The following is a 26,072-nucleotide window of genomic DNA, read 5'->3' on the forward strand; positions in this document are numbered from 1 at the left end:
TGTGGCTTTTTCTTTTTACTAAAATCAGGATTAGCCTGGATGAAATCCCTCATTTGGCGGATACTATTCGAGATTATGCCTGAAGGGAGTCAATACAATGGAAAAAAACGAAAAACTGACAGTGAACCAGGAAGAGGAAAAAGGAGAAAAATCGTCATCTAGCCTCCTTGAAAAAATACAGCAGCTCGGGCAGACAAACGTTCCTCAGCTTTCTCAGGACTCCAAGATTCATTGTTTGACAATTGTTGGACAAATTGAAGGCCATATGCAGCTGCCACCGCAAAATAAGACAACAAAGTATGAGCATTTGATTCCACAAATTGTTGCAATAGAACAAAATCCGAATATAGAAGGGCTGCTGGTCATTCTGAACACAGTCGGCGGGGACGTGGAAGCAGGGCTTGCAATATCGGAAATGCTAGCATCATTGTCCAAACCAGCTGTTTCCCTAGTCCTTGGGGGAGGCCACTCCATCGGTGTTCCTATCGCCGTCTCCTGCGATTATTCCTTTATCGCTGAAACGGCTACCATGACCATTCATCCTATAAGGCTGACGGGTTTAGTAATCGGCGTTCCCCAGACGTTTGAATACCTGGATAAAATGCAGGAACGAGTAATCAAGTTTGTCACAACGCACTCAAATGTTTCAGATGAGGATTTTAAGGAGTTAATGTTTGCAAAAGGGAATCTTACAAGGGATATAGGCACAAATGTCGTTGGACGCGATGCTGTTAACCTTGGTTTAATAGATGGTGTTGGCGGCATAGGGGAAGCGATGAAGAAACTAAACAGTCTTATTGATGCCAATAAGGAAGAAAAGGACGCTTTAGTGCAATGATCCTCTATACGATGATGCCGCATGAATTTATCTATCCCCAAGAGCATAAAGAACCTGCTCAGTCAATCGTCCATTATCGAGGAGTACCCATCATTGCCGAGAGGGCTGCAAACAATGATTATTATGTAGTTCGAATTATCAGTACAAATCCGGCCCACTATTTGATTGATGAGTGTAGGCCAGGATCAAAAATTTCCTTTGGACAGAACGAACGTTTGTGAACTTTGTTGGAAACAACTATGATATAATAACCTTAATAGAAAAGCGGCAGCCTAAAGAAGGCTGCTTCTTCTTTTCTAATCCACAGGCAAGAGATGTCGTGAAATAATGAAGATACTAGTACAAAAACAGGTGATATAATGGCGAAAAAGAAACGGCGAAAGAATAGCCAAAAGAATACGATGAAAACAACGGTTAAATATGAGTTAACGGGATTGGTTCTGCTCTCTTTAGCCATTATAGCAATGGGGGGATTTGGAAAGGCGGGAGCTATCCTCGTAATTTTTTTTCGTTTTTTTATGGGGCAATGGTATATGCTTGGTCTTATCGGGCTTGCGGTCTTCAGCATTTATATTATGTGGAAGCGTGAAATTCCTAATTTGCTGAAAGTGAAACTTGTTGGTACATATTTAATCGTAGCAGCGGTGCTGCTGCTTAGCCATGTAACCATTATGGAACTCTTAGCACAAGGCGGCAAAAATGGAGATCCGAGTGCTATCTCCAATACTTTTAAGCTATTTGAACTGGAAGCAAGAGGGAAATCGAATCCACTAGGACTTGGTGGGGGAATGACAGGGGCCGTCCTATTTGCAATGTTCTACTATCTATTCGATGCTACGGGAACTCAATTGATTGCTTTTGTTCTAATTATGATAGGGATCGTTCTTATTACCGGCCGTACGTTTGGAGATGTTGCTGGCAAAGTCATTACAAGGTCAGCTAAGTTCCTAAAAGAACAATGGGACGCCTTCCTTGTTGACATAAGAGAATGGAAGCAAAAGCGCTCGGTGAAAAAGCCAATGAAGCAGGAGAAAAAGAAAAAGAAAAAAAAGCAAGAGGATGAGAAAGAGGAAACCCCGATGGTCCAAGAAAACGAAGCAACAGGACCTGAACCAATCATTTCCAATTTCGCCGAAAGAGCTTTTCCTGATCATGAGGACGAAGAGCTGAAGGAGGACAAGCCTTCAGTGAGAGAACAGCGTGATAACGTGTTAGGAGAGGAACAGACACCTTCCATTACATTTACGGAAGTGGAGAATGAATCATACGAGCTTCCACCTGTATCGCTATTAAAACCCCCAAGTCAAACAGATCAAAGTAGCGAATATGAACTGATTCATGCTAACGCAGCAAAGCTTGAACGGACATTTCAAAGTTTCGGTGTAAAGGCGAAGGTTACACAGGTACACTTAGGCCCCGCTGTAACTAAATATGAAGTACATCCAGATGTCGGTGTTAAAGTCAGCAGGATAGTGAGCCTCCATGATGACCTCGCTCTTGCACTTGCTGCGAAAGATATTAGGATTGAAGCACCCATTCCCGGGAAGTCAGCAATTGGTATTGAGGTGCCGAATTCTGAAGTTGCAATGGTATCACTCAGGGAAGTACTCGAATCTAAGAAACATGTAATACCTACATCAAAGCTCCAGATCGGACTTGGCAGGGATATTACAGGGGACGCAGTCTTAGCGGAGTTAAACAAGATGCCCCATCTCCTAGTTGCCGGTGCCACTGGCAGCGGAAAAAGCGTTTGTATTAATGGAATCATTACAAGCATCTTGATGAGGGCAAAACCACATGAAGTGAAACTTATGATGATTGATCCCAAAATGGTTGAGTTGAATGTTTACAATGGAATTCCCCATCTGTTGGCACCTGTTGTCACCAATGCGAAAAAAGCTTCTCAGGCATTGAAGAAAGTGGTCGGGGAAATGGAACGGCGGTATGAACTTTTCTCCCACACTGGTACAAGAAATATTGAAGGGTACAACGACTACATCAAAAGATATAATGCTGAAGAGAAAGAAAACCAGCCGCTTCTTCCCTATATCGTTGTGATTGTCGATGAACTTGCAGACCTGATGATGGTTGCTTCATCTGATGTCGAGGATGCTATTACGAGGCTTGCACAAATGGCGAGGGCTGCAGGGATCCATTTAATTATCGCAACCCAGAGACCTTCGGTTGATGTCATTACAGGTGTTATCAAGGCAAACATTCCATCTAGAATTGCTTTTGCTGTTTCTTCGATGACCGATTCTAGAACCATTCTAGATATGGGCGGTGCTGAAAAATTGCTAGGTCGAGGTGATATGTTATTTCTGCCGGTTGGCGCCTCAAAGCCAATAAGAGTCCAGGGCGCCTTTCTATCGGATCAAGAAGTTGAGGAAATCGTCGATTATGTGATTGGTCAGCAAAAAGCACAGTATCAGGAAGAAATGATACCAGACGAAATACCGGAAAATACTTCCGAAGTGGAAGATGAATTATATGGAGATGCTGTTGACCTTGTGGTGGAAATGCAAACAGCCTCCGTCTCTTTACTACAGCGGCGATTCCGTATCGGCTATTCTCGTGCAGCAAGGCTAATCGATGAGATGGAGCAAAGAGGTGTTGTCGGCCCGTATGAAGGCAGCAAACCCAGGACAGTCTTGCTTGGAAAAACGGAAGAAGCCAGTTCTTAAAAAAGCAAGCTGGACGCGTGGAAGTTCAGCTTGCTTTCTTTTATATATGTATCAAATAAAGTGCTTTCATCATTATATTATACCAAATGAAGGATGAAAGTTGGGCAATGTCACCTAGTTATCTTAATTTGAAACCTTTTTTCGACAATTTTTTGAAAGGCTATTTATTTATGGAATAAAAAGTGATATAGTATTTTCGATTAGTAGGAATGATTATACATCAGATGTCTGATGTCTTCAGAAAACGGTTGGAGGATATCTCTATGTCAATCAAGTCAGATAACAGGCCCTTGTATTTGCAAGTAATTGATCGCCTTAAACAGGATATTCAGGAGGGAGTTTACAAAGAAAAAGAAAAGCTTCCATCTGAGTTTGACCTTGCAAAGCTCCTAGGAGTCAGTCGGGCAACGTTACGTGAAGCACTTCGAATTCTTGAAGAGGAAAATGTAATCGTTCGCAGGCATGGAGTTGGTACATTTATCAATTCGAAGCCGCTTTTCACTTCAGGTATTGAGCAGTTGAATAGCGTGAGGGACATGATTGAACAAGCGGGGATGACTCCTGGAACAATTTTTCTGGATTCAATGACAACCAGCCCGACCGAAGATGATATCCGTCGATTCTCGTGCCGTTCGGATGAGAACATTTTCATGATGGAGCGCGTTAGAACAGCAGATGGACAGCCAGTTGTCTACTGTTTGGATAAAATTCCTGCAAGCTTGATGCCGTTAAACTTCACATGTGATGATGAATCGATTTTTCAAATGTTGGAACAAAAATCTAATCGAAGCATCACGCACGCGGTTGCTCAAATAGAGCCAATTGGCTATCATGAGAAAGTTTCACCGATACTCGAGTGTGAGCCGGAGACAGCCTTGCTTATCCTGAAACAAATGCACTTCGACGATTCGGACGCGCCTATCCTCTATTCGGTCAATTATTTCAGGGCAGATAAGTTCAGCTTTCACGTTTTGCGTAAAAGAATATAATTTTTTTTGCAAAATGTAAACGCTAACTTTAGGACCATCATTTCTATTTAATCTATTATGAAATTGTAGGGGGTACAATCATGAAGAAGCGTAAAATTGGAATGGCGCTTTCACTAGTATTGGCTGCAGGCACGATCCTTGGAGCATGCGGGTCGAACGAAGGCGACAAAAAAGAAGGAACGGATAAGAAAGCTGAAAACTTCAAAGTTGGCCTTGTTACAGACACTGGCGGTGTCGATGACAAATCCTTCAACCAATCTTCATGGGAAGGCCTGAAAAAATTCGGTAAAGAATTCGGATTGGAAGAGGGTAAAGGCTACCGCTATCTGCAATCTGAAAAAGAAGCAGAATATATTCCAAACCTAGGTAAGTTCGCTGACGGCGGTTACAACTTGACTTTTGCAGCAGGCTTCCTTCTTGAAGATGCTGTTCAGACAGCTGCAGAGCAAAATACAGGTACAAACTTTGCCCTTATCGATAGCCTGCTAATGAACGAAAAATTTGAACCTGTGTTCCTTGACAATGTAGCAGCAGTTACTTTTGAAGAACATCAAGGGTCTTTCCTGGTCGGGGCTGTTGCGGCTAAGCAATCGAAGACGGGTAAAGTTGGATTCATCGGTGGAGTGGATTCCCCACTTATCAAGAAGTTTGAAAATGGCTTCAAAGCTGGTGTTAAGTCCGTTAACCCTGATATTGAAGTAATTGCTCAATATGCTGGTGATTTCAATAAACCAGAAAAAGGATCCAGCATCGCTTCTACAATGTACACTAAAGGCGCTGACATCATCTATCATGCTGCCGGCGGTACTGGAAACGGCGTATTCACTGAAGCTAAAAACCGTAAAAAGAATGGCGAAGATGTTTGGGTAATCGGTGTTGACCGTGACCAGCATGAAGAAGGTATGCCTGAGAATGTTACCCTTACTTCCATGGTAAAACGCGTTGATGTTGCAGTTTATGAAATTTCTAAAATGGCGATGGACGGAAAATTCCCTGGTGGAAAAGAATCTGTTTTTGGTCTTAAGGAAAATGCTGTAGGTATCGCTGAAACCAAAGACAACGTGAGCAAAGAGTCAATTGAACTTGTAAAGCAGTACCAAGATAAGATTCTAAAAGGCGAAATCAAAGTTCCGAAAACGGATGATGAGTTTGCTGCGTTCGAAAAAACTTTAAAATAAGGGTAATGAAGGCTAGTGTTTAAGCTAGCCTTCGCTTTCTCTAAACTGAAAAAACTTTTACATTAGGCAGCAAACGGCATGACCGATTTTACCTTTGCGATTTGGGAGTGATAGGAATGCAAGATTATGTAATTGAAATGAATAACATTCGCAAAGAATTTCCGGGAATCGTAGCTAACGATAATATAACCCTACAAGTGAAAAAAGGCGAAATACACGCGCTTCTTGGAGAAAACGGGGCCGGAAAATCTACCCTTATGAATGTGCTGTTTGGGCTTTATCAGCCTGAAAAAGGCGAGATTAAAGTAAAGGGCAAGCAGGTTAAAATAACCGATCCCAATGTCGCAAACCGCCTTGGAATCGGGATGGTGCACCAACACTTCATGCTAGTACACAACTTTACTGTTACCGAAAATATTATTCTTGGTAGTGAGCCGACAAAAGGCGGGAAAATAAACATTGAAGGTGCAGCTCAAAAAGTAGCAGAGCTATCGCAAAGATACGGCCTTTCTGTTGATCCGCACGCTAAAATAGAAGATATTTCAGTCGGAATGCAACAGAGAGTAGAGATTTTGAAAACGTTATACAGGGGAGCAGAAATCCTCATTTTTGATGAGCCAACTGCTGTTTTGACTCCCCAGGAAATACACGAACTCATTCAAATAATGCATAAACTCGTCGATGAAGGAAAATCCATTATTCTTATTACACACAAATTAAAAGAAATTATGGAAGTTTGTGACCGTTGTACTGTCATCAGAAAAGGCGTAGGCATCGGAACAGTGAATGTTGCCGAAACAAATCCTGATCAGCTGGCTGCCCTAATGGTTGGGCGTGAAGTGCACTTTAAAGTAGAGAAAAAAGAAGCAACACCGAAAGATGTTGTTTTAGAAATAGATCAGCTCGTTGTACATGACGCAAGGGACATTCCTAGTGTAAATGGATTAAATCTGCAGGTTAAAGCAGGTGAGATCCTTGGTATAGCCGGAGTGGATGGGAATGGCCAGACAGAGTTAATTGAGGGAATAACTGGACTTAGAAAGGTGAAGTCTGGCAGCATTAAAATTAACGGCAAGGACATTACGAACCTTCCTGCACGGAAGATCACCGAAACAGGGATTGGACATATTCCGCAAGACAGGCATAAGCATGGACTCGTCCTTGATTATTCAATCGGAGCGAATATGGTGCTTCAAACGTATTATCAAAAGCCGTTCTCAAACTCTGGAATTCTGAATTATAACAGAATCTATGAAAAAGCGAAGGCTTTAATTGCAGAGTATGACGTTAGGACGCCATCCGAATATACTCCTGCGAGAGCGTTATCCGGAGGAAACCAGCAAAAAGCTATCATCGCAAGGGAAGTGGATAGGAGTCCAGACATTTTAATTGCTGCACAACCAACTAGGGGTCTAGATGTTGGGGCAATCGAATTTATTCACTCAAGGCTGATTGAAGAACGAGACAAAGGCAAGGCTGTCCTCTTAATTTCATTTGAATTGGAAGAAGTTATGAATGTTAGTGACCGTATTGCCGTAATTTATGAAGGCCGAATTGTCGCCATTGTAAATCCAAAAGAAACAACCGAGCAGGAGCTTGGTTTGCTTATGGCTGGTGGCAAGCGGGAAAGAGAAGGTGTGAAATGATGCAGAATATCTGGAAAAATGAAAGACTATTCAATGTTCTTGTCCCAGTCATTTCCGCTGTGCTAGGTATGCTTGCGGGTGCTATTATCATGGTGCTTGGTAATTATGACCCGGTTGTTGGGTTTGAAGCGCTATTCAATGGAATGTTCGGATCCCCGAAAGCAATTGGTGAAACAATACGTGCTGCTTCTCCGTTAATCTTGTCTGGTTTGGCAGTTGGGTTTGCTTTTAAAACCGGTTTGTTTAATATCGGAGTAGAAGGACAACTGCTAGTCGGCTGGCTTGCATCAGTATGGGTAGGATATGCTTTTGACTTGCCAGGTGTTCTTCATGTGATTGTTTCTATTCTAGCTGCGGCGATTGCCGGTGGTTTCTGGGGGATGATACCAGGTTACTTAAAGGCAAAATTTAAAGTGCATGAAGTTATTGTAACCATCATGCTAAACTATGTTGCTCTGTATGTTACTGCAGATCTTATTAAAAGATATTTATACGCAGGCAATGAGAAATCATACCGTATTAAAGAAACTGCTTCCCTATCCTCTTCCTTCCTATCGGAAATTACCGAGGGGTCACGACTTCATTGGGGTATTGCAGTAGCAATCATTGCAGCCATTATTATGTGGTTCATTCTGGAGAAAACGGCGATGGGTTATGAATTAAAATCAGTTGGATACAATCAACACGCTTCGATGTATGCTGGCATGAATGTATCTAAAAACGTGGTTTTATCTATGACCATTTCTGGAGCTTTTGCAGGAATCGCTGGGGCGATGGAAGGGTTGGGAACTTTCCAGAACATGACAGTTCTCTCCTCTTTTACGGGTACCGGATTTGATGGAATTGCTGTTGCATTGCTTGGAGCAAATAATGCTTTTGGGATTATTTTATCTTCCCTTTTATTTGGCGGTCTTAACACAGCGGCTCCACAAATGAACTTTGATGCAAATGTACCTTCTGAGCTTATTAAGATTATCATTTCTTTGATTATCTTCTTTGTGGCCTCGGGGTATATTATCCGAGTCATCGCTGAGCGTTTCAGCAAGGAGGGGAAATAAACCATGAGTTTTTTGGACGTGTTGGCAATTATTATACCAGCAGCATTATATACAGCTGCCCCTCTCATCTATACTGCTTTAGGCGGAGTATTTAGTGAGCGTTCAGGAGTAGTTAATATTGGCTTGGAAGGACTTATGTTGTTTGGTGCTTTTACAGGTGTTGTGACAACGCTGACCATTCAGGATAGCATGGGTGCAGCATCGCCTTGGATTGCGATTCTTGTTGCAGCAGTTGGCGCGGGTATCTTTTCCTTGCTACATGCGGTCGCTAGTATTACCTTGAGAGCTGATCAAACTGTGAGTGGGGTAGCAATCAACTTTTTGGCTGCCGGGCTTTCTCTTTTTCTTATCAAGAAAATGTATGGAAAAGGACAAACAGATTTTGTTGACTTCCGCATTAATAAATCGGACGTACCCGGACTTTCAGATATTCCAGTGATAGGGGATATTTTCTTCTCAAGGATTCCTTATACTTCGTATCTTGCTATTTTAGCAGCAATTGTTGTATGGTATATCATTTACAAAACGCCATTTGGCCTACGGCTCCGTTCAGTCGGGGAACATCCAATGGCAGCAGATACGATGGGTATCAACGTTACAAGAATGCGCTACATTGGAGTTGTTCTTTCAGGGGTGTTTGCAGGAATTGGCGGTTCTATTTATGCACTATCCATTTCAGGGAACTTTACGGGAGGAACTATTTCAGGGCAGGGTTTCCTTGCGCTTGCTGCGATGATATTTGGTAAATGGCATCCACTTGGAGCAATGGGTGCAGCACTATTTTTCGGATTTGCACAGTCGCTTAGTATTACAGGCGCACAAATACCTTTCTTAAAGGATATTCCTTCGGTCTATCTGATAATTGCTCCATATGTTCTCACGATTCTAGCCTTGACAGGATTCGTAGGACGGGCAGATGCACCGAAAGCATCAGGTATCCCTTATGTTAAAGGAAAAAGGTAAGAAAAAGATACCCGGAACAAAAATGTTCCGGGATTTTCTTGTTTTAAAAGATAAATATCATATAACTTATTTCTGCTTGCTGTGATAAAATGGGAATAAAGAGGGATTAATTAAGGACTAAGAGGAGGATAGGCATATGAAGATTTCCTTATACATGGATGACCTTGAGACAGAAAGAATGTTTTCCTATTTAAGATGGCTCTTCCTTCTGCTTAGCATTTGTCTTTTTTACTCTCCCTCGCTAGCTGTCCTTTTTGGATTTCAACGAGAAACGTACCCTTTCCTTTTTGGAATTGGAATCGTTTACATGACAGCTGCACAAATTGCTCTCTGCAAAAAAAACTTTAAGCTTCATTATTTTCCTTTTGTTGCAAAAGCAGGAATTCTATTTGACTATATAGCAGTAATTTGGCTTCTTGCCATAAGTGGAGGTACAGGCAGTCCGCTGTTTCCGTTGTCTTTTCTAGTCATTATGCATTCAACGATATATTGGAGAACAAAAGGGGCAATCCTTTCATCTGCTGCTTTCACCGTTGGCATGGCGAGTCTTTTTATGACATCTGATCTATCTATTGAAAAGTTTTCAGGTTTAATGCTGGAATTGCTTTTTATTTGGACAGTTGGTGTTCTTGGGTCCATGATCGTTATAAGGGAGAGGCAACATAACTACCAAAAATTATTATACAAGCAACAGCTTTCAACAGACTACTTAACAGGATTATACAATCACAGGCATTTTCAGGAAGAACTGCGGAGTGCTTTCTCGGAAAACTCTGGGTTTGTCCTTATTTTCGGGGATATAGACCACTTCAAGTTTATCAATGATCGATATGGTCATATGGTGGGTGATGAAGTTTTGAAAGGGATTGGGGAAATATTCAAGGGGGTTGCTTCAGATTATGGTGGCCAGGCTTTTCGCTATGGAGGAGAAGAATTTGCTTTTATGCTTCCTCAAACAAATGATGCGGTTATTGGCCAATTCTTCGTTGATTTGTATGGAAGGTTATCGAGAAAAGTATTCACTCAGGACTTTCAGACCATTACAATGAGTTTTGGGGCTGCTTGGAGCAGGCAGACTGAACACCCAGATGATATATTACGTAAAGCTGATGAATTGCTGTATGCAGCAAAATCGTCCGGAAAGAACAGAGCATGTTTTGAAGATGGTTTTGTCTACTGCAACGGAAATTATAGCCAATCTCTCTCTGATGCTAATCATTTATGAACCCTCGTTTGATCACAAGCGGGGGTTCTTGCTTGGAATTTGAGATGACCTTGCTTGAAACAAGATCATCTTGAAAGGTATATTAAGAATATGCGATTTGTTTAAGGGGAAAAATAGAAAGTGCGGGGCTAGAAATTTTTAATTTTCTCCGAAACAGATACCTTGCCTAAACAATACATAAAATTAGTTTAAGAAGATTTATGAGCATGGAAGATTAGAGGAACTGCCAAAATTAGGAGGTTGCATATGTCGTTGATAAATGTTGCAGAGAAAAGACTCGAAGGTTTTAAGCTTCACATTGTAAAGACAAAGAAGTTCAAAACTAATACGATTGTTTGGCGAATGAAAACGCCGCTGAAAAAAGAAACTGCCACGCTCAGGGCACTTCTTCCGTATGTGCTACAAAGCAGCTGCAGAAAATTTCCAGAAACACCTGCATTAAGGTCTTATCTTGATGATCTGTACGGAGCGAGTCTGCATGTTGATGTTGCTAAAAAAGGGGAGTACCAGGTCATAAGTTTTACCCTTGAGATTGCAAATGAAAAATTCCTTGGACAACAAGATCCTCTCCTAAAGAAAGGAATGGAATTGCTCGCGAACATTATTATGGAACCGCTTGCTGTGAACGGTGCTTTTGACTCTTCAACAGTAGAAAAAGAAAAACGGACGCTCGAACAAAGAATTCATTCTGCCTATGACGACAAGATGAGATACTCAAGCTTGAGACTTATAGAGGAAATGTGTGAGGGAGAACCATATGCCATCAATGTCAATGGTTCCCTCAAAGATATCGGAAGGATTAGTGGTGTTAATCTTTATGAATATTATTTACAAGCCTTTTCTAGTGATGAAATGGATTTATATGTGGTAGGGGATATAGAAGAAGAGGAAGTAGAATCTCTCTCCAAGAAGCTATTTATCTTTAATGACAGAAACCCGGAAAGAATAGAAACATCATTAACAGAAAATAAGAAAGAGCAAGTTGTAAAAGAAGAACAGGATGTAAAGCAAGGGAAATTGAATATTGGCTGCCGTACCCATATCGCGTATGGCGACCCTGACTATGCAGCTTTGCAAGTTTTTAACGGAATTTTTGGTGGTTTTTCTCATTCAAAGCTCTTTTTAAACGTGAGAGAAAAAGAGAGCCTTGCTTATTACGCTGCCAGCAGGCTTGAAAGCCATAAAGGGATTATGATGATCATGGCTGGAATTGAATCGGATAAGTATAACCGTACTGTCGAGATTATTAAAGAACAGCTTGAGGAAATGAAACAAGGTTCCTTTAATGACGAGGAAATATCTCAGACAAAGCTTGTTATTGAAAATCAGATGCTCGAGACGATGGATACAGCAAGAGGAATTGTCGATATTTTGTATCACAGCGTGATTGCTGCCAAAGATGTTACAGCTGATGAATGGTTAAAAGCGATGGAAACGGTTAGCCGTAATGAAATCATTGCTGCAGCTAAAAAAATCGATCTCGATACGATTTATTTTTTAACGGGAAAAGAAGGTGATCAATAATGGAAAAGTTAATCTTTAGCCAACTTGATGAAAATTTGTTCCATGAACGCATGGATAACGGATTGGAAGTATATATTCTCCCTAAAAAAGGGTTTAATAAAACGTATGCCACTTTCACTACTAAATATGGTTCGATCGACAATACATTTAAACCCCTAGGCAAAGAAGAATATGTCCAAGTTCCTGATGGAATTGCTCATTTTCTTGAACATAAACTTTTTGAGAAGGCAGATGGGGACGTTTTTCAGCAGTTTAGTCGCCAAGGTGCGTCCGCTAACGCCTTTACCTCCTTTACTAGAACAGCGTATTTATTTTCCAGCACTTCAAATGTAGAGCGCAATCTTGAAACCTTAATTGATTTTGTTCAGGAGCCGTATTTTACCGAAAAGACGGTCGAAAAGGAAAAAGGCATCATTGGCCAGGAAATAAACATGTACGATGATAACCCTGACTGGCGACTTTATTTTGGGCTCATAGAAAATATGTATCATAGTCACCCTGTGAAAATTGATATTGCTGGAACAAATGAATCTATCGCAAGTATAACCAAAGACATGCTCTATGAGTGCTATGAGACGTTCTATCACCCAAGCAATATGTTGCTGTTTGTTGTTGGACCGGTCAATCCTGAAAAAATAATGGAACAGGTTAGGGAGAACCAAGCACAAAAGAATTACAAAGAAATGCCTGATATACAAAGAAAGTTTGAAAATGAAACTGTAGAGGTTGCTGAAAAGAAAAAAATATTAAAAATGAATGTCCAAACACCGAAATGCCTTATTGGAGTAAAAGCAGAAAACACGGAAATACAAGGACCTGAAATGCTAAAGCAAGAGCTAGCTGTAAACTTGGTACTTGATGTTCTGTTTGGAAAAAGTTCTGCAAATTACACCGAGCTTTATAACGAAGGTTTAATCGATGACTCTTTTTCTTATGATTATACACAAGAGAAAGGATTCGGGTTTGCTATGGTTGGTGGAGACACTAGAAATCCTGACAAGCTCGCGGAAAGGCTGAAAGCCAAAATGCTTGAAGCAAAGGATAGATCTGTTTTTTATGAGGAAAACTTGAACAGAGCGAGAAAAAAGAAAATTGGGACTTTTCTTCGTGCAGTTAATTCACCAGAGTATATTGCTAACCAGTTTACTCGCTTTGCATTCAACGGAATGGATTTATTCGAGGTTGTGCCGGTGCTAGAAGGAATGACCGTGCAGGATATGAAACAGGCAGCATCGCAATTAATTGCAGAGGAAAGAATAACAGTATGCAAAGTTTTACCAAAAAAATAACGCTGCAAATCAATAACTAAGGATAAAAAGACGAAAGTGAGAGAAAATGAAACAGTATGCTTTAATTACAGGGGCAAGCGGGGGAATAGGGAGATGCATCGCAATAAAGCTTGCGAAGGTTGGATATTCTCTTTATCTTCATTATAATAAAAATGAAATTGCGGTAAACCAGCTGGTACAAGGATTAAAGATGTTTGGTGGTGAATACATCCCAATACAAGCGAATCTAGCAGAAAAGGACGGATACAAAACATTAGCATCACAGATATTTGAACTGGATGCGATTGTCCATAATGCTGGGCATTCTGTGTCCGGGCTGTTAGAAGATCTCGAGGAGCAGGAAGCGGAGAAGCTCATACAGGTTCATGTAACTTCTCCGTTATTGTTAACCAAATTGCTTATTCCAAAGCTAATTAGAAAAAAAACAGGAGCAATTGTAACCATTTCATCAATATGGGGGGAAACGGGAGCATCATGTGAAACTGCCTATTCCATGGTAAAGGGAGCTCAGATTTCCTTCGTTAAAGCATTGAGTAAGGAGCTTGCGCTATCCGGCATTAGGGTGAACGCTATAACACCGGGTGCTGTTTCTACAAGGATGATGGAAGGGTTCACCGAAGAGGAGCTTTCCCAAATCTCGGAGGATATCCCTTTGGGACGCCTCGGACTGCCGGAAGAAATAGCGGACGGGGTTGAGTTCTTGTTGTCCCAAAGGTCCTCCTACATTACCGGACACATTTTAGCTATTAATGGCGGCTGGTATATGTAGCGGAAATATCATTGTCTTATTAACTAAAAGGCAAGAGTTTTCTTCCCATGCACCCGCAGGGCTTTTCGCGCCTTCCACTACAATCAGCAAAAATAATGTGTGGTGCTTATGAAAAAACATTTCTGATTTCATTTTTCTAATGCATATTTTTATCTCCCATCATGCATGCTAACGGTGTACTAATGAAAAGGAGGCTGAAAAATTTGTCTGTACTGGATAATTGGAACCAATGGAAAGAGTTCCTTGGCTCAAGACTTGGCCAAGCAGAAAATGATGGAATGAATAGGGAAGTCATCGGGGATATGGCATATCAAATTGGCGATTACCTGGCGAAAAATGTTGATCCGAAAAACGAGCAGGAACGAGTGTTAGCGGATCTTTGGTCAGTAGCAACAGAAGAAGAGCAGCACGCCATTGCAAACATGATGGTCCGCCTCGTCCAAAAAAAAGGTTAATACATTGTTATATCGTTCACTCTGCCGGGAAACCCCGGCAGTTTTTTTGCTTTTTTTCCAATTCTGCATCCCATCCTATAAGAGCTAAAAACTGTACCTTGTTTTTCCTTTCATCTTCTCCGGAAATCATATATTATAGTAGCTAGATGAATTCTGTTTTAGACTATAGAAGTGGCATGGGAAAACAGTCTTGGAATTGAAGGGATTGGAGGATTGGTTTTATTGGAGAAGAAAGAGTGGTACTTGGAATATGAAATTCAAAAGAACCGGCCCGGTCTGTTAGGAGATATTTCTTCCCTTCTTGGAATGCTTGCTATAAATATTGTGACGATTAACGGGGTGCACGAAGGCAGGAGAGGTCTCCTGATAAAAGCAAAGGATGATGAACAAATCGTGCGCCTTGAATCAATTTTAAATACAATGGATACGATTAAAGTATTAAAACTGCGAGAGCCTAAGCTTCGGGACCGCCTCGCTGTCCGCCATGGGCGTTACATTATGAGGGATGAAGATGACAAAAAAACGTTCCGGTTTGTTAGAGATGAGCTTGGACTTCTTGTCGACTTCATGGCTGAATTGTTTAAACAGGAAGGTCATAAACTCATCGGCATTAGGGGAATGCCGCGGGTGGGCAAGACTGAATCTGTTGTTGCCTCAAGCGTTTGTGCGAGCAAGAGATGGCTTTTCGTCTCATCGACACTATTGAAGCAAACAATCCGAAATCAGTTAATCGAGGATGAATATCATGTCGATAATCTTTATATTATTGACGGAATTGTTTCCACAAGGAGAGCGAATGAGCGGCATTGGCAGCTTGTCAGGGAGATTATGCGAATGCCGTCTGTGAAGGTCGTTGAACATCCGGATGTGTTCGTCCAGAATACAGAATATACACTCGATGACTTTGATTATATTATTGAACTCCGTAATGAACATGGAGAGGAAATATTATATGACATTGTAAACCAGAACACCATGTTCTCCGACTCCGATTTTGGAGGTTTTGATTTTTAACAGTATTGGAAGGTGTTATCGTGAGCGAACTAGGAATGAGATTGAAAGAGGCCCGGGAAGCCAGAGGGATGAGTCTCGATGAACTGCAGGAGGTAACGAAAATCCAGAAACGCTACTTAATTGGCATCGAGGATGGCAATTACAGCATGATGCCCGGTAAATTTTATGTCAGGGCATTTATCAAGCAATATGCAGAAGCAGTAGGGCTAGACCCGGAGGAAGTGTTCGAACAGTATAAAAATGAAATACCAGCTACATATAATGAAGATATCCCTGAACAGTTGTCGAGGGTTCAATCTAGAAAGAGCTTTTCTCCGAACTCTTCTAAGATGATGGAGATGCTCCCGAAAGTGTTGATCGCTCTTGCAGCAATCGGCGTTGGTGTTCTTATTTGGTGGTTCATCGCCAGCATGAATGGTAACGACCAAGCAAAAGAGCCAGCGGACAGCAAGAATAAGAGCGTAAAGTATGAAGAGACGGAAGATATCGTCGATAAAGCCCCATCTAAAGGAGAAGACAGCGAGAAAGAATCCAGGAAGAATAATGAAAAAGAAAAGAAAAAAGACAAGGCAGCTTCCGGCCAAATGCTCGAAGCGGTTGAAACAAATGCCAATAACGCTGTCTATGAACTTAAAAACACGGAGAAATTCGAATTGAAACTTGCTACAACGAAAGCCTCGTGGGTAAGCATCTCAAATGCCGCAGGCAAAAACATTTATAAGGGAACGCTTGATATAGCTAACGGCAACGAAAGCCAAACCTTCGATTTGAGTGGAGAATCTGAAATCAAGATTATAGCCGGCTTTTCCCCTGCAACCGAACTATATATCAATGGTGAAAAAGTGGAAGAGGCTTTCCCTCAAGAAAATACAGGGAGACAGGATGTAACCATTAAATTTATAAAGGGAGGAGAATAGTCATCGTTGATGATGGCTATTTTTCTCGCGCAATAGAAAAAGGCTTTTACGCAGTGGAGTACTGCTTCGATAGCCACAATTTTTGGAGGAACGTGCTATGAACTTGCCTAATAAAATAACTATTTCCCGCATATTTATGATTCCTGTTTTCATGGTTGTAATGCTAGCGGATTTCAATTGGGGAGATATTTCGCTTCTTGGCGCAGTTATGCCTGTCACCCATTTTGTTGGAGCGATTATTTTCATAATTGCTAGTACGACAGACTGGGTTGATGGTTACTATGCCAGAAAATATAATCTTGTTACCAATCTTGGTAAATTTCTTGATCCTCTTGCCGATAAGCTTCTTGTATCGGCAGCGCTTGTCATCCTTGTCGGAATAGACGCAGCTCCTTCTTGGATTGTCATCGTCATCATCAGTCGTGAATTTGCTGTAACTGGTTTGCGCCTTGTCCTAGCAGGCGGAGGCGAAGTGGTTGCCGCTAATCAGCTTGGCAAGATCAAGACTTGGACACAAATTATTGCCATTTCAGCATTGCTGCTTCATAATATCCTTTTTGAATTGTTTTCCATACCATTTGCTGACATTGCACTATGGGTTGCGCTATTTTTCACGATTTGGTCTGGATGGGATTATTTTAATAAAAACAAGCATGTTTTTACTGATTCAAAGTAAGATAGGTGCAAGATTGGCGGGGTAGGAATGAATGCAGAAATCATAGCAGTAGGTTCCGAGCTTTTGCTCGGTCAGATCAGCAACACAAATGCACGGTTTATATCCGAGCAGCTTGCCGGGATAGGGGTGAATGTATACTACCATACTGTCGTGGGGGATAATCCGGGCAGGCTCAAAAAAGCCTTGGAAATCGCAGAATCACGATCTGATTCAATCATTCTTACAGGCGGCCTTGGACCGACAAAGGATGACTTGACAAAAGAAACAATTAGTCGGCATCTAGGTGCCCGACTGGTAATGGACATTGATGCGATGGGTTCCATTGAAACTTTTTTTAAGCAGGCTAACCGGACTATGACAGAAAATAACAGAAAACAGGCATTGGTACTTGAAGGGGCTAAGATTCTCAAAAATGAGCACGGTATGGCTCCAGGTATGCTTTATGATAGCGGAGAGCGAACCTATTTGCTATTGCCTGGACCTCCTTCGGAAATGCAGCCAATGTTTTCTAAGTATGGACTGCCTGCCCTTTCTGAAAAGATGGATGGGAGATCAAAAATCTTTTCTAAGGTGCTTCGGTTTTTCGGTATCGGGGAAGCTGCGCTCGAGGCTATGCTGGAACATTTAATTGACCAACAGTCTAATCCTACAATTGCGCCGCTTGCCGGTGAAGGGGAAGTATTAATTAGGATTACTGCGAGGGCGGAATCCAATGAAGAGGCACGAAGTTTGATTGATGCAGTAGAGTCAGAGGTAATGGAAATTGCTGGCGCATATTTTTACGGCTATAACGACACCTCGCTTATGAAAGAGCTTTACCACCTTCTTCATGCGAGAAATCTTACCATAGCAGCTGCTGAAAGCCTTACTGGCGGTAAATTTCAGGAACAGTTAACAGCTCTTCCAGGAGCAAGCAGCATATACAAAGGGGGGGTTGTTTGCTACAGTAATGAAGCAAAAATGAAAGTTGTCGGCGTCCGTGAGGAAACGATCATAAATGATGGCGCGGTCAGTGAACAATGTGCAATTGAACTCGCTGCTAATGCTGCAAGAATTCTTGGTTCTGATATAGGAATTAGTTTTACTGGCGTGGCTGGACCTGATGAACTTGAAGGACATCTGCCGGGAACAGTCTATATAGGAATTTTCGCAGGGGGGCGCAAGTGGGCCCATAAATTAAATATCGGGGGCTCAAGGGAAACCATTAGGCTACGGAGCGTGAAGAACGGTTGTCATTTACTAATTAAGTTTTTGAAAGAATCGCAGGATAGTTAATCTCCTGCGATTTTTTAATTGAAAGATAATGATTGCTTTTGCCATTTTTGAAGACTTTTTTATGCAGAGTGAACAGTTTCACCTAATAGAAAGACTATTTTAATAGGAAACCCGCAAGAGAAAAAAACGAATAAATGTTCGATTTTTTGCTGTACAAATGACAGAAAAAACGGTATAGTAATGATAGGTTTTCAATATATGAAGCTGGCGGAACGGCGAAGAGATAAAGCCGCACCGTTTTGATATAAAAGGAGGATAATGCATTGAGTGACCGTCAAGCTGCCTTAGATATGGCATTGAAGCAAATAGAGAAACAATTTGGCAAAGGCTCGATCATGAAACTGGGGGAGCAAACTGATACGAGGGTTTCCACTGTACCAAGCGGCTCGCTTGCCTTGGATGTTGTATTGGGAATTGGAGGGTATCCACGAGGTCGTGTAATCGAGATTTATGGACCTGAAAGTTCTGGTAAGACGACTGTTGCGCTGCATGCAATTGCAGAAGTTCAGGCTTCCGGCGGACAAGCTGCTTTTATTGATGCAGAACATGCACTTGACCCTGTTTATGCTCAGAAGCTAGGTGTGAATATCGATGAACTGCTTCTTTCTCAGCCAGATACAGGAGAGCAAGCATTGGAAATTGCTGAAGCTCTTGTCCGGAGTGGTGCAATTGACATCATCGTCATTGACTCTGTTGCAGCACTTGTACCTAAAGCTGAAATTGAAGGGGAAATGGGAGACTCACACGTTGGTCTTCAAGCCCGCCTAATGTCACAGGCGCTAAGAAAGCTGTCTGGTGCTATTAATAAGTCCAAAACAATTGCCATTTTTATTAACCAAATTAGGGAAAAAGTTGGAGTTATGTTTGGGAACCCTGAAACAACTCCCGGTGGAAGGGCATTGAAATTCTACTCGAGCGTGAGACTTGAAGTTCGTCGTGCTGAAACCCTAAAACAAGGGAATGAAATGGTCGGAAATAAAACGAAAATCAAAGTCGTGAAAAATAAAGTTGCGCCACCGTTCCGAGTAGCTGAAGTCGATATCATGTACGGCGAAGGCATTTCTAAGGAAGGCGAGATCATTGATATGGGTTCCGAACTTGATATCGTTCAAAAGAGCGGTTCATGGTATTCCTATAACGATGAACGTCTTGGACAAGGACGGGAGAACGCGAAGCTGTTCTTGAAGGAAAACCCATCTATCCGTCTCGAAATCCAGCAAAAGATTCGTGAGCATTATGGACTTGATGGAGAGAAGGTTGTTACGGAACAAGAAGAAGATCAAAAAGAGTTTGATCTCCTCGACTAGTCAGAAGAGCAAAGCCCTTTGTCGGCTTTGCTCTTCTTGTGTAAGAAAAGGGGGCTTTTCCGCTACATTGAAGGACAAACCCTTGACAATGAAAGGTGTCACAATTACAATTAAATATGTATATTTTTACTTTTTACAGCAATTAGTGCCTTTGAAAGTTAGTGCTGTATGTTGATGCTTGAACAATATACATGCCGACATGTAAAAATCACAAGTTTAAAAAAGTTCATAGCAAGAGGAGGTGAAAATGATGGAAAAATTGATCATCTCCATTTTGCTTGGCCTAATCGTCGGTGCAGTTGTTGGCTATTTTTATCGTAAATCCGTTGCGGAAGCAAAAATAGCAGGGGCGAAAAATGCCGCAGAACAAATTCTTGAGGATGCAAAACGCGACGCTGACGCATTGAAGAAGGAATCCCTGCTTGAGGCAAAGGATGAGATTCACAAGGTTCGAACTGAAGCGGAACGTGAAGTTCGCGAGCGAAGACACGAACTGCAAAAACAGGAAAATCGTTTGCTGCAAAAGGAGGAGAATCTTGATCGGAAGGACGAATCATTGAATAAACGTGAAATCCTTCTGGAGAAAAAAGATGACTCTCTAAACCAAAGACAACAGCATATTGAACAGATGGAAAGCAAAGTGGACGAGATGGTAAAGTCACAGCAGGCAGAAATGGAGCGCATCTCGGGCCTGTCGCGTGAAGAGGCAAAATCCATCATTTTAGAACGTACTGAACAGGAACTCGCACATGACACCGCTGTCATGATAAAAGAAAGTGAGAACCGAGCAAAAGAAGAAGCGGACAAGAAAGCAAAAGAAGTCCTATCACTGGCTATACAGCGCTGTGCTGCAGACCATGTAGCAGAAACTACGGTATCAGTAGTCAACCTTCCAAATGATGAAATGAAGGGACGAATCATTGGACGCGAAGGCCGCAACATTCGGACACTTGAAACATTAACAGGAATTGATTTAATTATCGATGATACTCCAGAAGCAGTAATTCTTTCTGGGTTTGATCCAATCAGGCGTGAAACGGCAAGGCTTGCGCTTGAAAAACTTGTTCAGGATGGACGTATCCACCCGGCAAGGATTGAAGAAATGGTAGAAAAATCAAGGCGAGAAGTGGATGAACATATCCGTGAAGTAGGGGAGCAAACCACATTTGAGGTAGGTGTCCACGGCCTCCATCCTGATTTGATCAAGATTCTCGGACGCTTGAAGTATCGCACAAGCTATGGCCAAAATGTGTTAAAGCATTCTATGGAAGTAGCTCAACTGTCAGGGCTGCTTGCGGCTGAACTTGGGGAAGATGAGACGCTTGCAAGGCGGGCGGGTCTTCTCCATGATATCGGTAAAGCAATCGACCATGAGGTTGAAGGCAGCCATGTTGAAATTGGCGTAGAATTGGCGACTAAGTATAAAGAGCATCCTGTTGTGATTAACAGCATCGCTTCCCACCATGGTGATACGGAACCGACTTCAATCATTGCGGTATTGGTAGCGGCAGCAGATGCCCTTTCTGCGGCAAGACCAGGTGCAAGGAGCGAGGCGCTTGAAAACTATATTCGTCGCCTTGAAAGACTTGAAGAAATATCTGAGTCTTATGAAGGTGTTGAAAAGTCGTTCGCTATACAGGCCGGAAGAGAAATACGGATTATGGTGAAACCTGATCAAATTGATGATCTTCAGGCACATCGTTTAGCCCGCGATATTCGGAAGAAGATTGAGGATGAACTCGATTATCCGGGACATATAAAAGTAACAGTCATCAGAGAAACGAGAGCAGTAGAATATGCGAAGTAAAGCGGTGCATCTTGCACCGCTTTTTTATCTTCTTAAAGGGGTAGCGCAAGATATGCTACAATGAGTTACATTGGTTATAAAATATAGAAGGACGGGAATGTGAATTGAATGAAGATTTTATTTATCGGTGATGTAGTTGGTTCTCCGGGACGAAATATGGTAAAGGAATACCTGCCTAAACTTAAGGAAAAATATAGACCAACAGTGACAATAGTTAACGGAGAAAATGCGGCAGGCGGCAAAGGGATTAATGAAAAAATTTATCGCCAGTTTCTTGAATGGGGTGCACAGGCAGTGACCTTAGGCAATCATGCATGGGATAACAGGGATATATTCGAGTTTATTGATGATGCCAAATATCTCGTGAGGCCGGCAAATTTCCCGCAAGAAACACCTGGGAATGGCATTGTGTATTTGAAAGTCAATGAAGATTTGCTTGCAGTAATCAATCTTCAAGGCAGGGCGTTTTTGCCAGCAATCGATTGCCCTTTCCGCAAGGCGGATGAATTAATTGAAGAAGCATCGAAAAAAACACAAAATATCTTTGTGGATTTTCATGCAGAAGCAACAAGTGAAAAACTAGCAATGGGCTGGTATCTGGACGGCAGGGTCACTTTTGTAGCAGGAACGCATACCCATGTTCCAACAGCGGACGCACGCATTTTCCCAGGAGGGACAGCATATATCACAGACGTAGGGATGACAGGTCCTTATGATGGTATACTTGGTGTCAATAAAGAAGCGGTCTTGAAACGCTTTCTGACATCTTTACCTGTGCGGTTTGAAATAACAGAAGAAGGCGGAAGCCAGCTTTGCGGAGCAATCGTGGAATTTAATCAAAAGACCGGTAAAGCTCAAAAAATAGAAACCATTTTGATCAATGATGATCACCCTTTCTATGGATAATGGGTAGCGAAGGCAAAATTTGAAACGAGCCGGCATATAGAAGGCATCCTCCGAATATAGTAGAGTGGAACGAACTAACCTGAAGGGTATCAGAATCGCCAATCCAGGGTGGACATATAAGGAGGAGCCAGGAATGGAAATATTAAAGGTTTCAGCAAAATCTAACCCAAATTCTGTAGCTGGTGCGCTTGCAGGAGTATTGCGTGAAAGAGGGGCAGCAGAAATTCAGGCAATCGGGGCCGGTGCTCTTAACCAGGCTGTTAAGGCGGTTGCAATTGCGCGTGGGTTTGTGGCACCGAGCGGTGTAGATTTGATCTGTATCCCAGCATTTACGGATATCCTTATCGATGGAGAGGAACGGACTGCCATTAAGCTGATTATCGAACCAAGATAATAGTGAACGCAGCCATTCTTTCTAGTGAAAGAGAAAGAAGGCCTACTTACCCTACTAGGGTAAGTAGGCCTTCTTTTAATGACAATGATAAATTAAGTTACAGATTTACTATTAAAGATACATAACGATTGTTTTGAATAGATATTTACAATTTTCGGCCGGAAATTTTTAGTATACAAAGGTTTGGACTGGCAGTTTCTTAAGAGAAAATGCAAGTCGGATATTAAATTCAGGAAAGTAAAAAAATATTCACCTTTTTGTTGATATTTCCTTGTAAAGGGTTGCATTTTTAATGGCATAGGTCTAGAATTGAAATCGTTTAGTACCATCCTATTTCCACGCCACTGCAACCCATCTTCGTTGATGGTAAATAGGGAAAGTGCTAAAGAAAGAGAAACGGTTTACATATACTTTTAACGTACCTAAAGGGGTGTAGTAAATGATCAATCAACTTTCATGGAAAGTTGGAGGCCAGCAAGGAGAAGGAATAGAGAGTACTGGCGAGATATTTTCGATTGCCTTGAACAGGCTTGGCTATTATCTATATGGATATCGCCATTTTTCTTCCAGAATCAAAGGCGGCCATACAAATAATAAAATCCGCGTAAGCACTACTCAAGTCCGTTCCATTTCAGATGATTTGGATATTCTTGTGGCATTTGACCAAGAAACAATCGATGTAAACTACCGCGAATTAAATGATCATGGAATCATTATGGCTGATTCCAAGTTTGATCCGAAAAGCCCAGAGGATTACAAAGCAGCAATGTATGCGGTTCCATTTACGGAAATTGCAACAGAGCTAGGTACTTCTTTGATGAAAAATATGGTGGCAATCGGTGCGACTAGTGCGGTACTTGACCTGGATATCAGCGTATTTGAAGAAGTAGTCAATGAAATCTTCGGACGAAAAGGTCAGCAAGTTGTCGAGAAAAACATGGAAGCCATCAAGTCCGGCTATGAATATATGAAAGAAAAGCTTGACGGAAACATTCAGACAATGCAGCTTGAAAAGGCGGATGGCAAAAAGCGCTTGTTCATGATCGGAAACGATGCAATCGCATTAGGTGCTCTAGCAGGCGGCTGCCGTTTTATGGCTGCTTATCCAATTACACCTGCATCCGAGATTATGGAATACCTCATTAAGAAGTTACCTGCTCTAGGCGGCTCTGTCATTCAGACAGAAGATGAAATTGCAGCTGTTACCATGGCAATTGGCGCTAATTACGGTGGTGTTAGGGCTCTAACTGCATCAGCAGGTCCTGGCCTTTCTTTGAAGATGGAAGCAATCGGTCTTTCAGGGATTACAGAGACTCCGCTTGTCATTGTTGATACTCAGCGTGGAGGCCCTTCTACAGGACTTCCGACAAAGCAGGAACAGTCTGACCTGATGGCGATGATCTATGGAACACATGGTGAAATTCCTAAAATTGTTATGGCTCCAAGCACAGTACAGGAAGCATTCTATGATACAGCTGAAGCTTTCAACCTTGCCGAAGAATATCAATGCCCTGTCATTGTACTATCAGATCTTCAACTTTCCCTCGGAAAACAGACGGTAGAACCACTAGAGTATGATAAAGTAGAAATCCGCCGCGGCAAGCTTCAAACCGATGAATTGCCTGAAATTGAAGGAAAAGGCTACTTCAAACGATATGAAGTAACAGAGGATGGTGTCTCTCCACGAGTCATCCCAGGCATGAAAAATGGCATTCACCATGTTACAGGTGTAGAGCACGATGAAACAGGTAAGCCTTCTGAATCCGCCGCAAACAGGATTGCTCAAATGGATAAGCGGTTTAGGAAGATTAGCAATATCAATTTCAAAACACCAGTGTATAAAAACGCTCCGCATGAAGAAGCAGACTTGTTGATTGTTGGTTTTAACTCGACAAGAGGTGCGATTGAAGAAGCTATGGAACGCCTGGAGAAAGACGGATTGAAGGTAAACCACGCGCATGTTCGCCTGATCCATCCTTTCCCGGTCGAAGAAATACTGCCGCTTGTTAAGTCTGCTATAAAAATCGTAGTGGTAGAAAACAATGCAACAGGCCAGTTGGCTAACATCATGAAAATGAACGTCGGACACGCAGAGAAAATCACCAAACTGCTGAAATACGACGGAAACCCTTTCTTGCCGCATGAAATCCACTCGAAATGCAAGGAGTTGTTCTAAAATGGCTACATTTAAAGACTTCCGTAACAGTGTCAAACCGAACTGGTGCCCTGGTTGTGGCGATTTTTCCGTGCAGGCTGCGATTCAGCGTGCCGCTGCTAATGTTGGCTTGGAACCGGAAAACCTTGCTGTCATTTCAGGGATTGGCTGTTCTGGTCGGATATCTGGTTATATCAATTCATATGGCTTCCATGGAATCCATGGCCGTTCACTTCCAATTGCACAAGGTGTCAAGATGGCAAACAGGGATTTGACTGTCATTGCTTCCGGTGGAGACGGTGATGGTTTTGCAATTGGAATGGGGCATACTATTCATGCGATCAGAAGGAATATCAATGTCACATACATTGTAATGGATAATCAGATATATGGACTGACGAAGGGGCAGACTTCACCTCGGTCCGCTGCTGGATTTAAAACAAAATCCACGCCAATGGGATCTGTGGAACAAGCTATTTCTCCGATGGAAATGGCGCTAACTGCTGGCGCAACTTTTGTTGCACAAAGCTTCTCTACCGATCTTAAAGATTTAACTGCGTTGATTGAAGCGGGAATCAAGCACGAAGGATTTTCCCTAATCAACGTATTCAGCCCTTGTGTCACATACAACAAGGTCAATACGTATGATTGGTTTAAGGAAAACCTGACAAAATTAAGTGATATTGAGGGATATGACCCTTCCAACCGAGGAAATGCAATGCAAACTCTTATGAAACATAACAGCCTGGTTACAGGTCTTATTTACCAGGATACTGAACGAAAGTCCTATCAGCAGCTGATCAGCGGATATTCCGAATCCCCGCTAACAAAGGCTGATCTCTCACTAGATCAAGAATACTTCGATAAGCTAGTAACCGAATTTATATAAGAAAAGCGGATGCGCCCGTTCAGCATCGCAGAGCCTGGAGGCACCCGACTGAGATAAAGGAAACACGATGAGCGAAGCGAATCGATGTTGACTTATCATAGGGAGGGGCCGAAG

The 26,072-nt window shown here is 42.0% G+C and carries 23 protein-coding genes; all 23 read left to right on the forward strand.

Annotated elements, in window-relative coordinates:
- Window positions 1-97: 97 nt before the first annotated feature.
- Window positions 98-838: a ClpP family protease gene (locus tag BQ5796_RS06495; RefSeq protein ID WP_071459499.1), complete on the forward strand. Its 741-nt coding sequence runs from the start codon at window positions 98-100 to the stop codon at window positions 836-838.
- Window positions 835-1,059 (forward strand): YlzJ-like family protein, encoded by a 225-nt coding sequence (locus BQ5796_RS06500; RefSeq protein ID WP_071459500.1) that lies wholly within the window; start codon window positions 835-837, stop codon window positions 1,057-1,059. Before BQ5796_RS06495 ends, BQ5796_RS06500 begins: the two co-directional genes overlap by 4 nt.
- Before the next feature lie 138 nt (window positions 1,060-1,197).
- Window positions 1,198-3,522, forward strand: coding sequence for an FtsK/SpoIIIE family DNA translocase (locus BQ5796_RS06505; protein WP_071459501.1), 2,325 nt, complete (start codon window positions 1,198-1,200; stop codon window positions 3,520-3,522).
- A 263-nt stretch (window positions 3,523-3,785) separates the two neighbouring features.
- Window positions 3,786-4,511, forward strand: a complete 726-nt coding sequence (locus BQ5796_RS06510) for a GntR family transcriptional regulator (protein ID WP_071459502.1) — start codon at window positions 3,786-3,788, stop codon at window positions 4,509-4,511.
- Between the two features lie 80 nt (window positions 4,512-4,591).
- A complete protein-coding gene (locus BQ5796_RS06515; RefSeq protein WP_071459503.1) occupies window positions 4,592-5,689 on the forward strand; it encodes a BMP family lipoprotein in 1,098 nt (365 codons plus the stop codon).
- 116 nt (window positions 5,690-5,805) lie between these two features.
- Entirely contained in the window at window positions 5,806-7,335 is a 1,530-nt protein-coding gene (locus BQ5796_RS06520; RefSeq protein ID WP_071459504.1) for an ABC transporter ATP-binding protein, read from the forward strand.
- Complete coding sequence (locus tag BQ5796_RS06525; RefSeq protein ID WP_071461178.1) at window positions 7,335-8,393, forward strand: ABC transporter permease; 1,059 nt, start codon at window positions 7,335-7,337, stop codon at window positions 8,391-8,393. Before BQ5796_RS06520 ends, BQ5796_RS06525 begins: the two co-directional genes overlap by 1 nt.
- Window positions 8,394-8,396: 3 nt before the next feature.
- A complete protein-coding gene (locus BQ5796_RS06530; RefSeq protein WP_071459505.1) occupies window positions 8,397-9,356 on the forward strand; it encodes an ABC transporter permease in 960 nt (319 codons plus the stop codon).
- A gap of 136 nt (window positions 9,357-9,492) precedes the next feature.
- The gene (locus tag BQ5796_RS06535; RefSeq protein ID WP_071459506.1) at window positions 9,493-10,581 is read left to right on the forward strand and encodes a GGDEF domain-containing protein; all 1,089 of its coding nucleotides are present in this window, start codon (window positions 9,493-9,495) and stop codon (window positions 10,579-10,581) included.
- Window positions 10,582-10,827: 246 nt separating this feature from the next.
- Complete coding sequence (gene yfmF, locus BQ5796_RS06540) at window positions 10,828-12,105, forward strand: EF-P 5-aminopentanol modification-associated protein YfmF (protein ID WP_071459507.1); 1,278 nt, start codon at window positions 10,828-10,830, stop codon at window positions 12,103-12,105.
- Window positions 12,105-13,394, forward strand: coding sequence for an EF-P 5-aminopentanol modification-associated protein YfmH (yfmH, locus tag BQ5796_RS06545; RefSeq protein WP_071459508.1), 1,290 nt, complete (start codon window positions 12,105-12,107; stop codon window positions 13,392-13,394). The genes yfmF and yfmH overlap by 1 nt, the downstream gene beginning before the upstream one ends.
- Window positions 13,395-13,440: 46 nt before the next feature.
- A complete protein-coding gene (gene ymfI / locus BQ5796_RS06550; protein ID WP_071459509.1) occupies window positions 13,441-14,163 on the forward strand; it encodes an elongation factor P 5-aminopentanone reductase in 723 nt (240 codons plus the stop codon).
- Between the two features lie 203 nt (window positions 14,164-14,366).
- Window positions 14,367-14,618 (forward strand): DUF3243 domain-containing protein, encoded by a 252-nt coding sequence (locus tag BQ5796_RS06555; protein WP_071459510.1) that lies wholly within the window; start codon window positions 14,367-14,369, stop codon window positions 14,616-14,618.
- Between the two features lie 222 nt (window positions 14,619-14,840).
- Window positions 14,841-15,632 carry a DUF3388 domain-containing protein gene (locus BQ5796_RS06560; RefSeq protein WP_071459511.1) on the forward strand — a complete coding sequence of 264 codons (792 nt, stop codon included), beginning with the start codon at window positions 14,841-14,843 and terminating at the stop codon, window positions 15,630-15,632.
- A 20-nt stretch (window positions 15,633-15,652) separates the two neighbouring features.
- Entirely contained in the window at window positions 15,653-16,549 is an 897-nt protein-coding gene (locus tag BQ5796_RS06565; protein ID WP_071461179.1) for a helix-turn-helix domain-containing protein, read from the forward strand.
- A 97-nt stretch (window positions 16,550-16,646) separates the two neighbouring features.
- The gene (pgsA, locus tag BQ5796_RS06570; protein ID WP_071459512.1) at window positions 16,647-17,225 is read left to right on the forward strand and encodes a CDP-diacylglycerol--glycerol-3-phosphate 3-phosphatidyltransferase; all 579 of its coding nucleotides are present in this window, start codon (window positions 16,647-16,649) and stop codon (window positions 17,223-17,225) included.
- A gap of 27 nt (window positions 17,226-17,252) precedes the next feature.
- Window positions 17,253-18,500 (forward strand): competence/damage-inducible protein A, encoded by a 1,248-nt coding sequence (locus BQ5796_RS06575; protein WP_071459513.1) that lies wholly within the window; start codon window positions 17,253-17,255, stop codon window positions 18,498-18,500.
- 263 nt (window positions 18,501-18,763) lie between these two features.
- On the forward strand, window positions 18,764-19,807 hold the full coding sequence (gene recA / locus BQ5796_RS06580; RefSeq protein WP_071459514.1) for a recombinase RecA: 1,044 nt from the start codon (window positions 18,764-18,766) through the stop codon (window positions 19,805-19,807).
- A 250-nt stretch (window positions 19,808-20,057) separates the two neighbouring features.
- Window positions 20,058-21,614: a ribonuclease Y gene (gene rny, locus BQ5796_RS06585; RefSeq protein WP_071459515.1), complete on the forward strand. Its 1,557-nt coding sequence runs from the start codon at window positions 20,058-20,060 to the stop codon at window positions 21,612-21,614.
- Between the two features lie 108 nt (window positions 21,615-21,722).
- Window positions 21,723-22,520, forward strand: a complete 798-nt coding sequence (locus tag BQ5796_RS06590; RefSeq protein WP_071459516.1) for a TIGR00282 family metallophosphoesterase — start codon at window positions 21,723-21,725, stop codon at window positions 22,518-22,520.
- A 133-nt stretch (window positions 22,521-22,653) separates the two neighbouring features.
- Complete coding sequence (gene spoVS, locus BQ5796_RS06595) at window positions 22,654-22,914, forward strand: stage V sporulation protein SpoVS (RefSeq protein WP_029281188.1); 261 nt, start codon at window positions 22,654-22,656, stop codon at window positions 22,912-22,914.
- Window positions 22,915-23,353: 439 nt separating this feature from the next.
- On the forward strand, window positions 23,354-25,090 hold the full coding sequence (locus tag BQ5796_RS06600) for a 2-oxoacid:acceptor oxidoreductase subunit alpha (RefSeq protein WP_071459517.1): 1,737 nt from the start codon (window positions 23,354-23,356) through the stop codon (window positions 25,088-25,090).
- A 1-nt stretch (window position 25,091) separates the two neighbouring features.
- Window positions 25,092-25,958: a 2-oxoacid:ferredoxin oxidoreductase subunit beta gene (locus BQ5796_RS06605; protein WP_071459518.1), complete on the forward strand. Its 867-nt coding sequence runs from the start codon at window positions 25,092-25,094 to the stop codon at window positions 25,956-25,958.
- Window positions 25,959-26,072: the final 114 nt, after the last annotated feature.

The organism is Bacillus massilinigeriensis, from assembly GCF_900111815.1.
GTDB classification, from domain to species: domain Bacteria; phylum Bacillota; class Bacilli; order Bacillales; family Cytobacillaceae; genus Mesobacillus_C; species Mesobacillus_C mediterraneensis.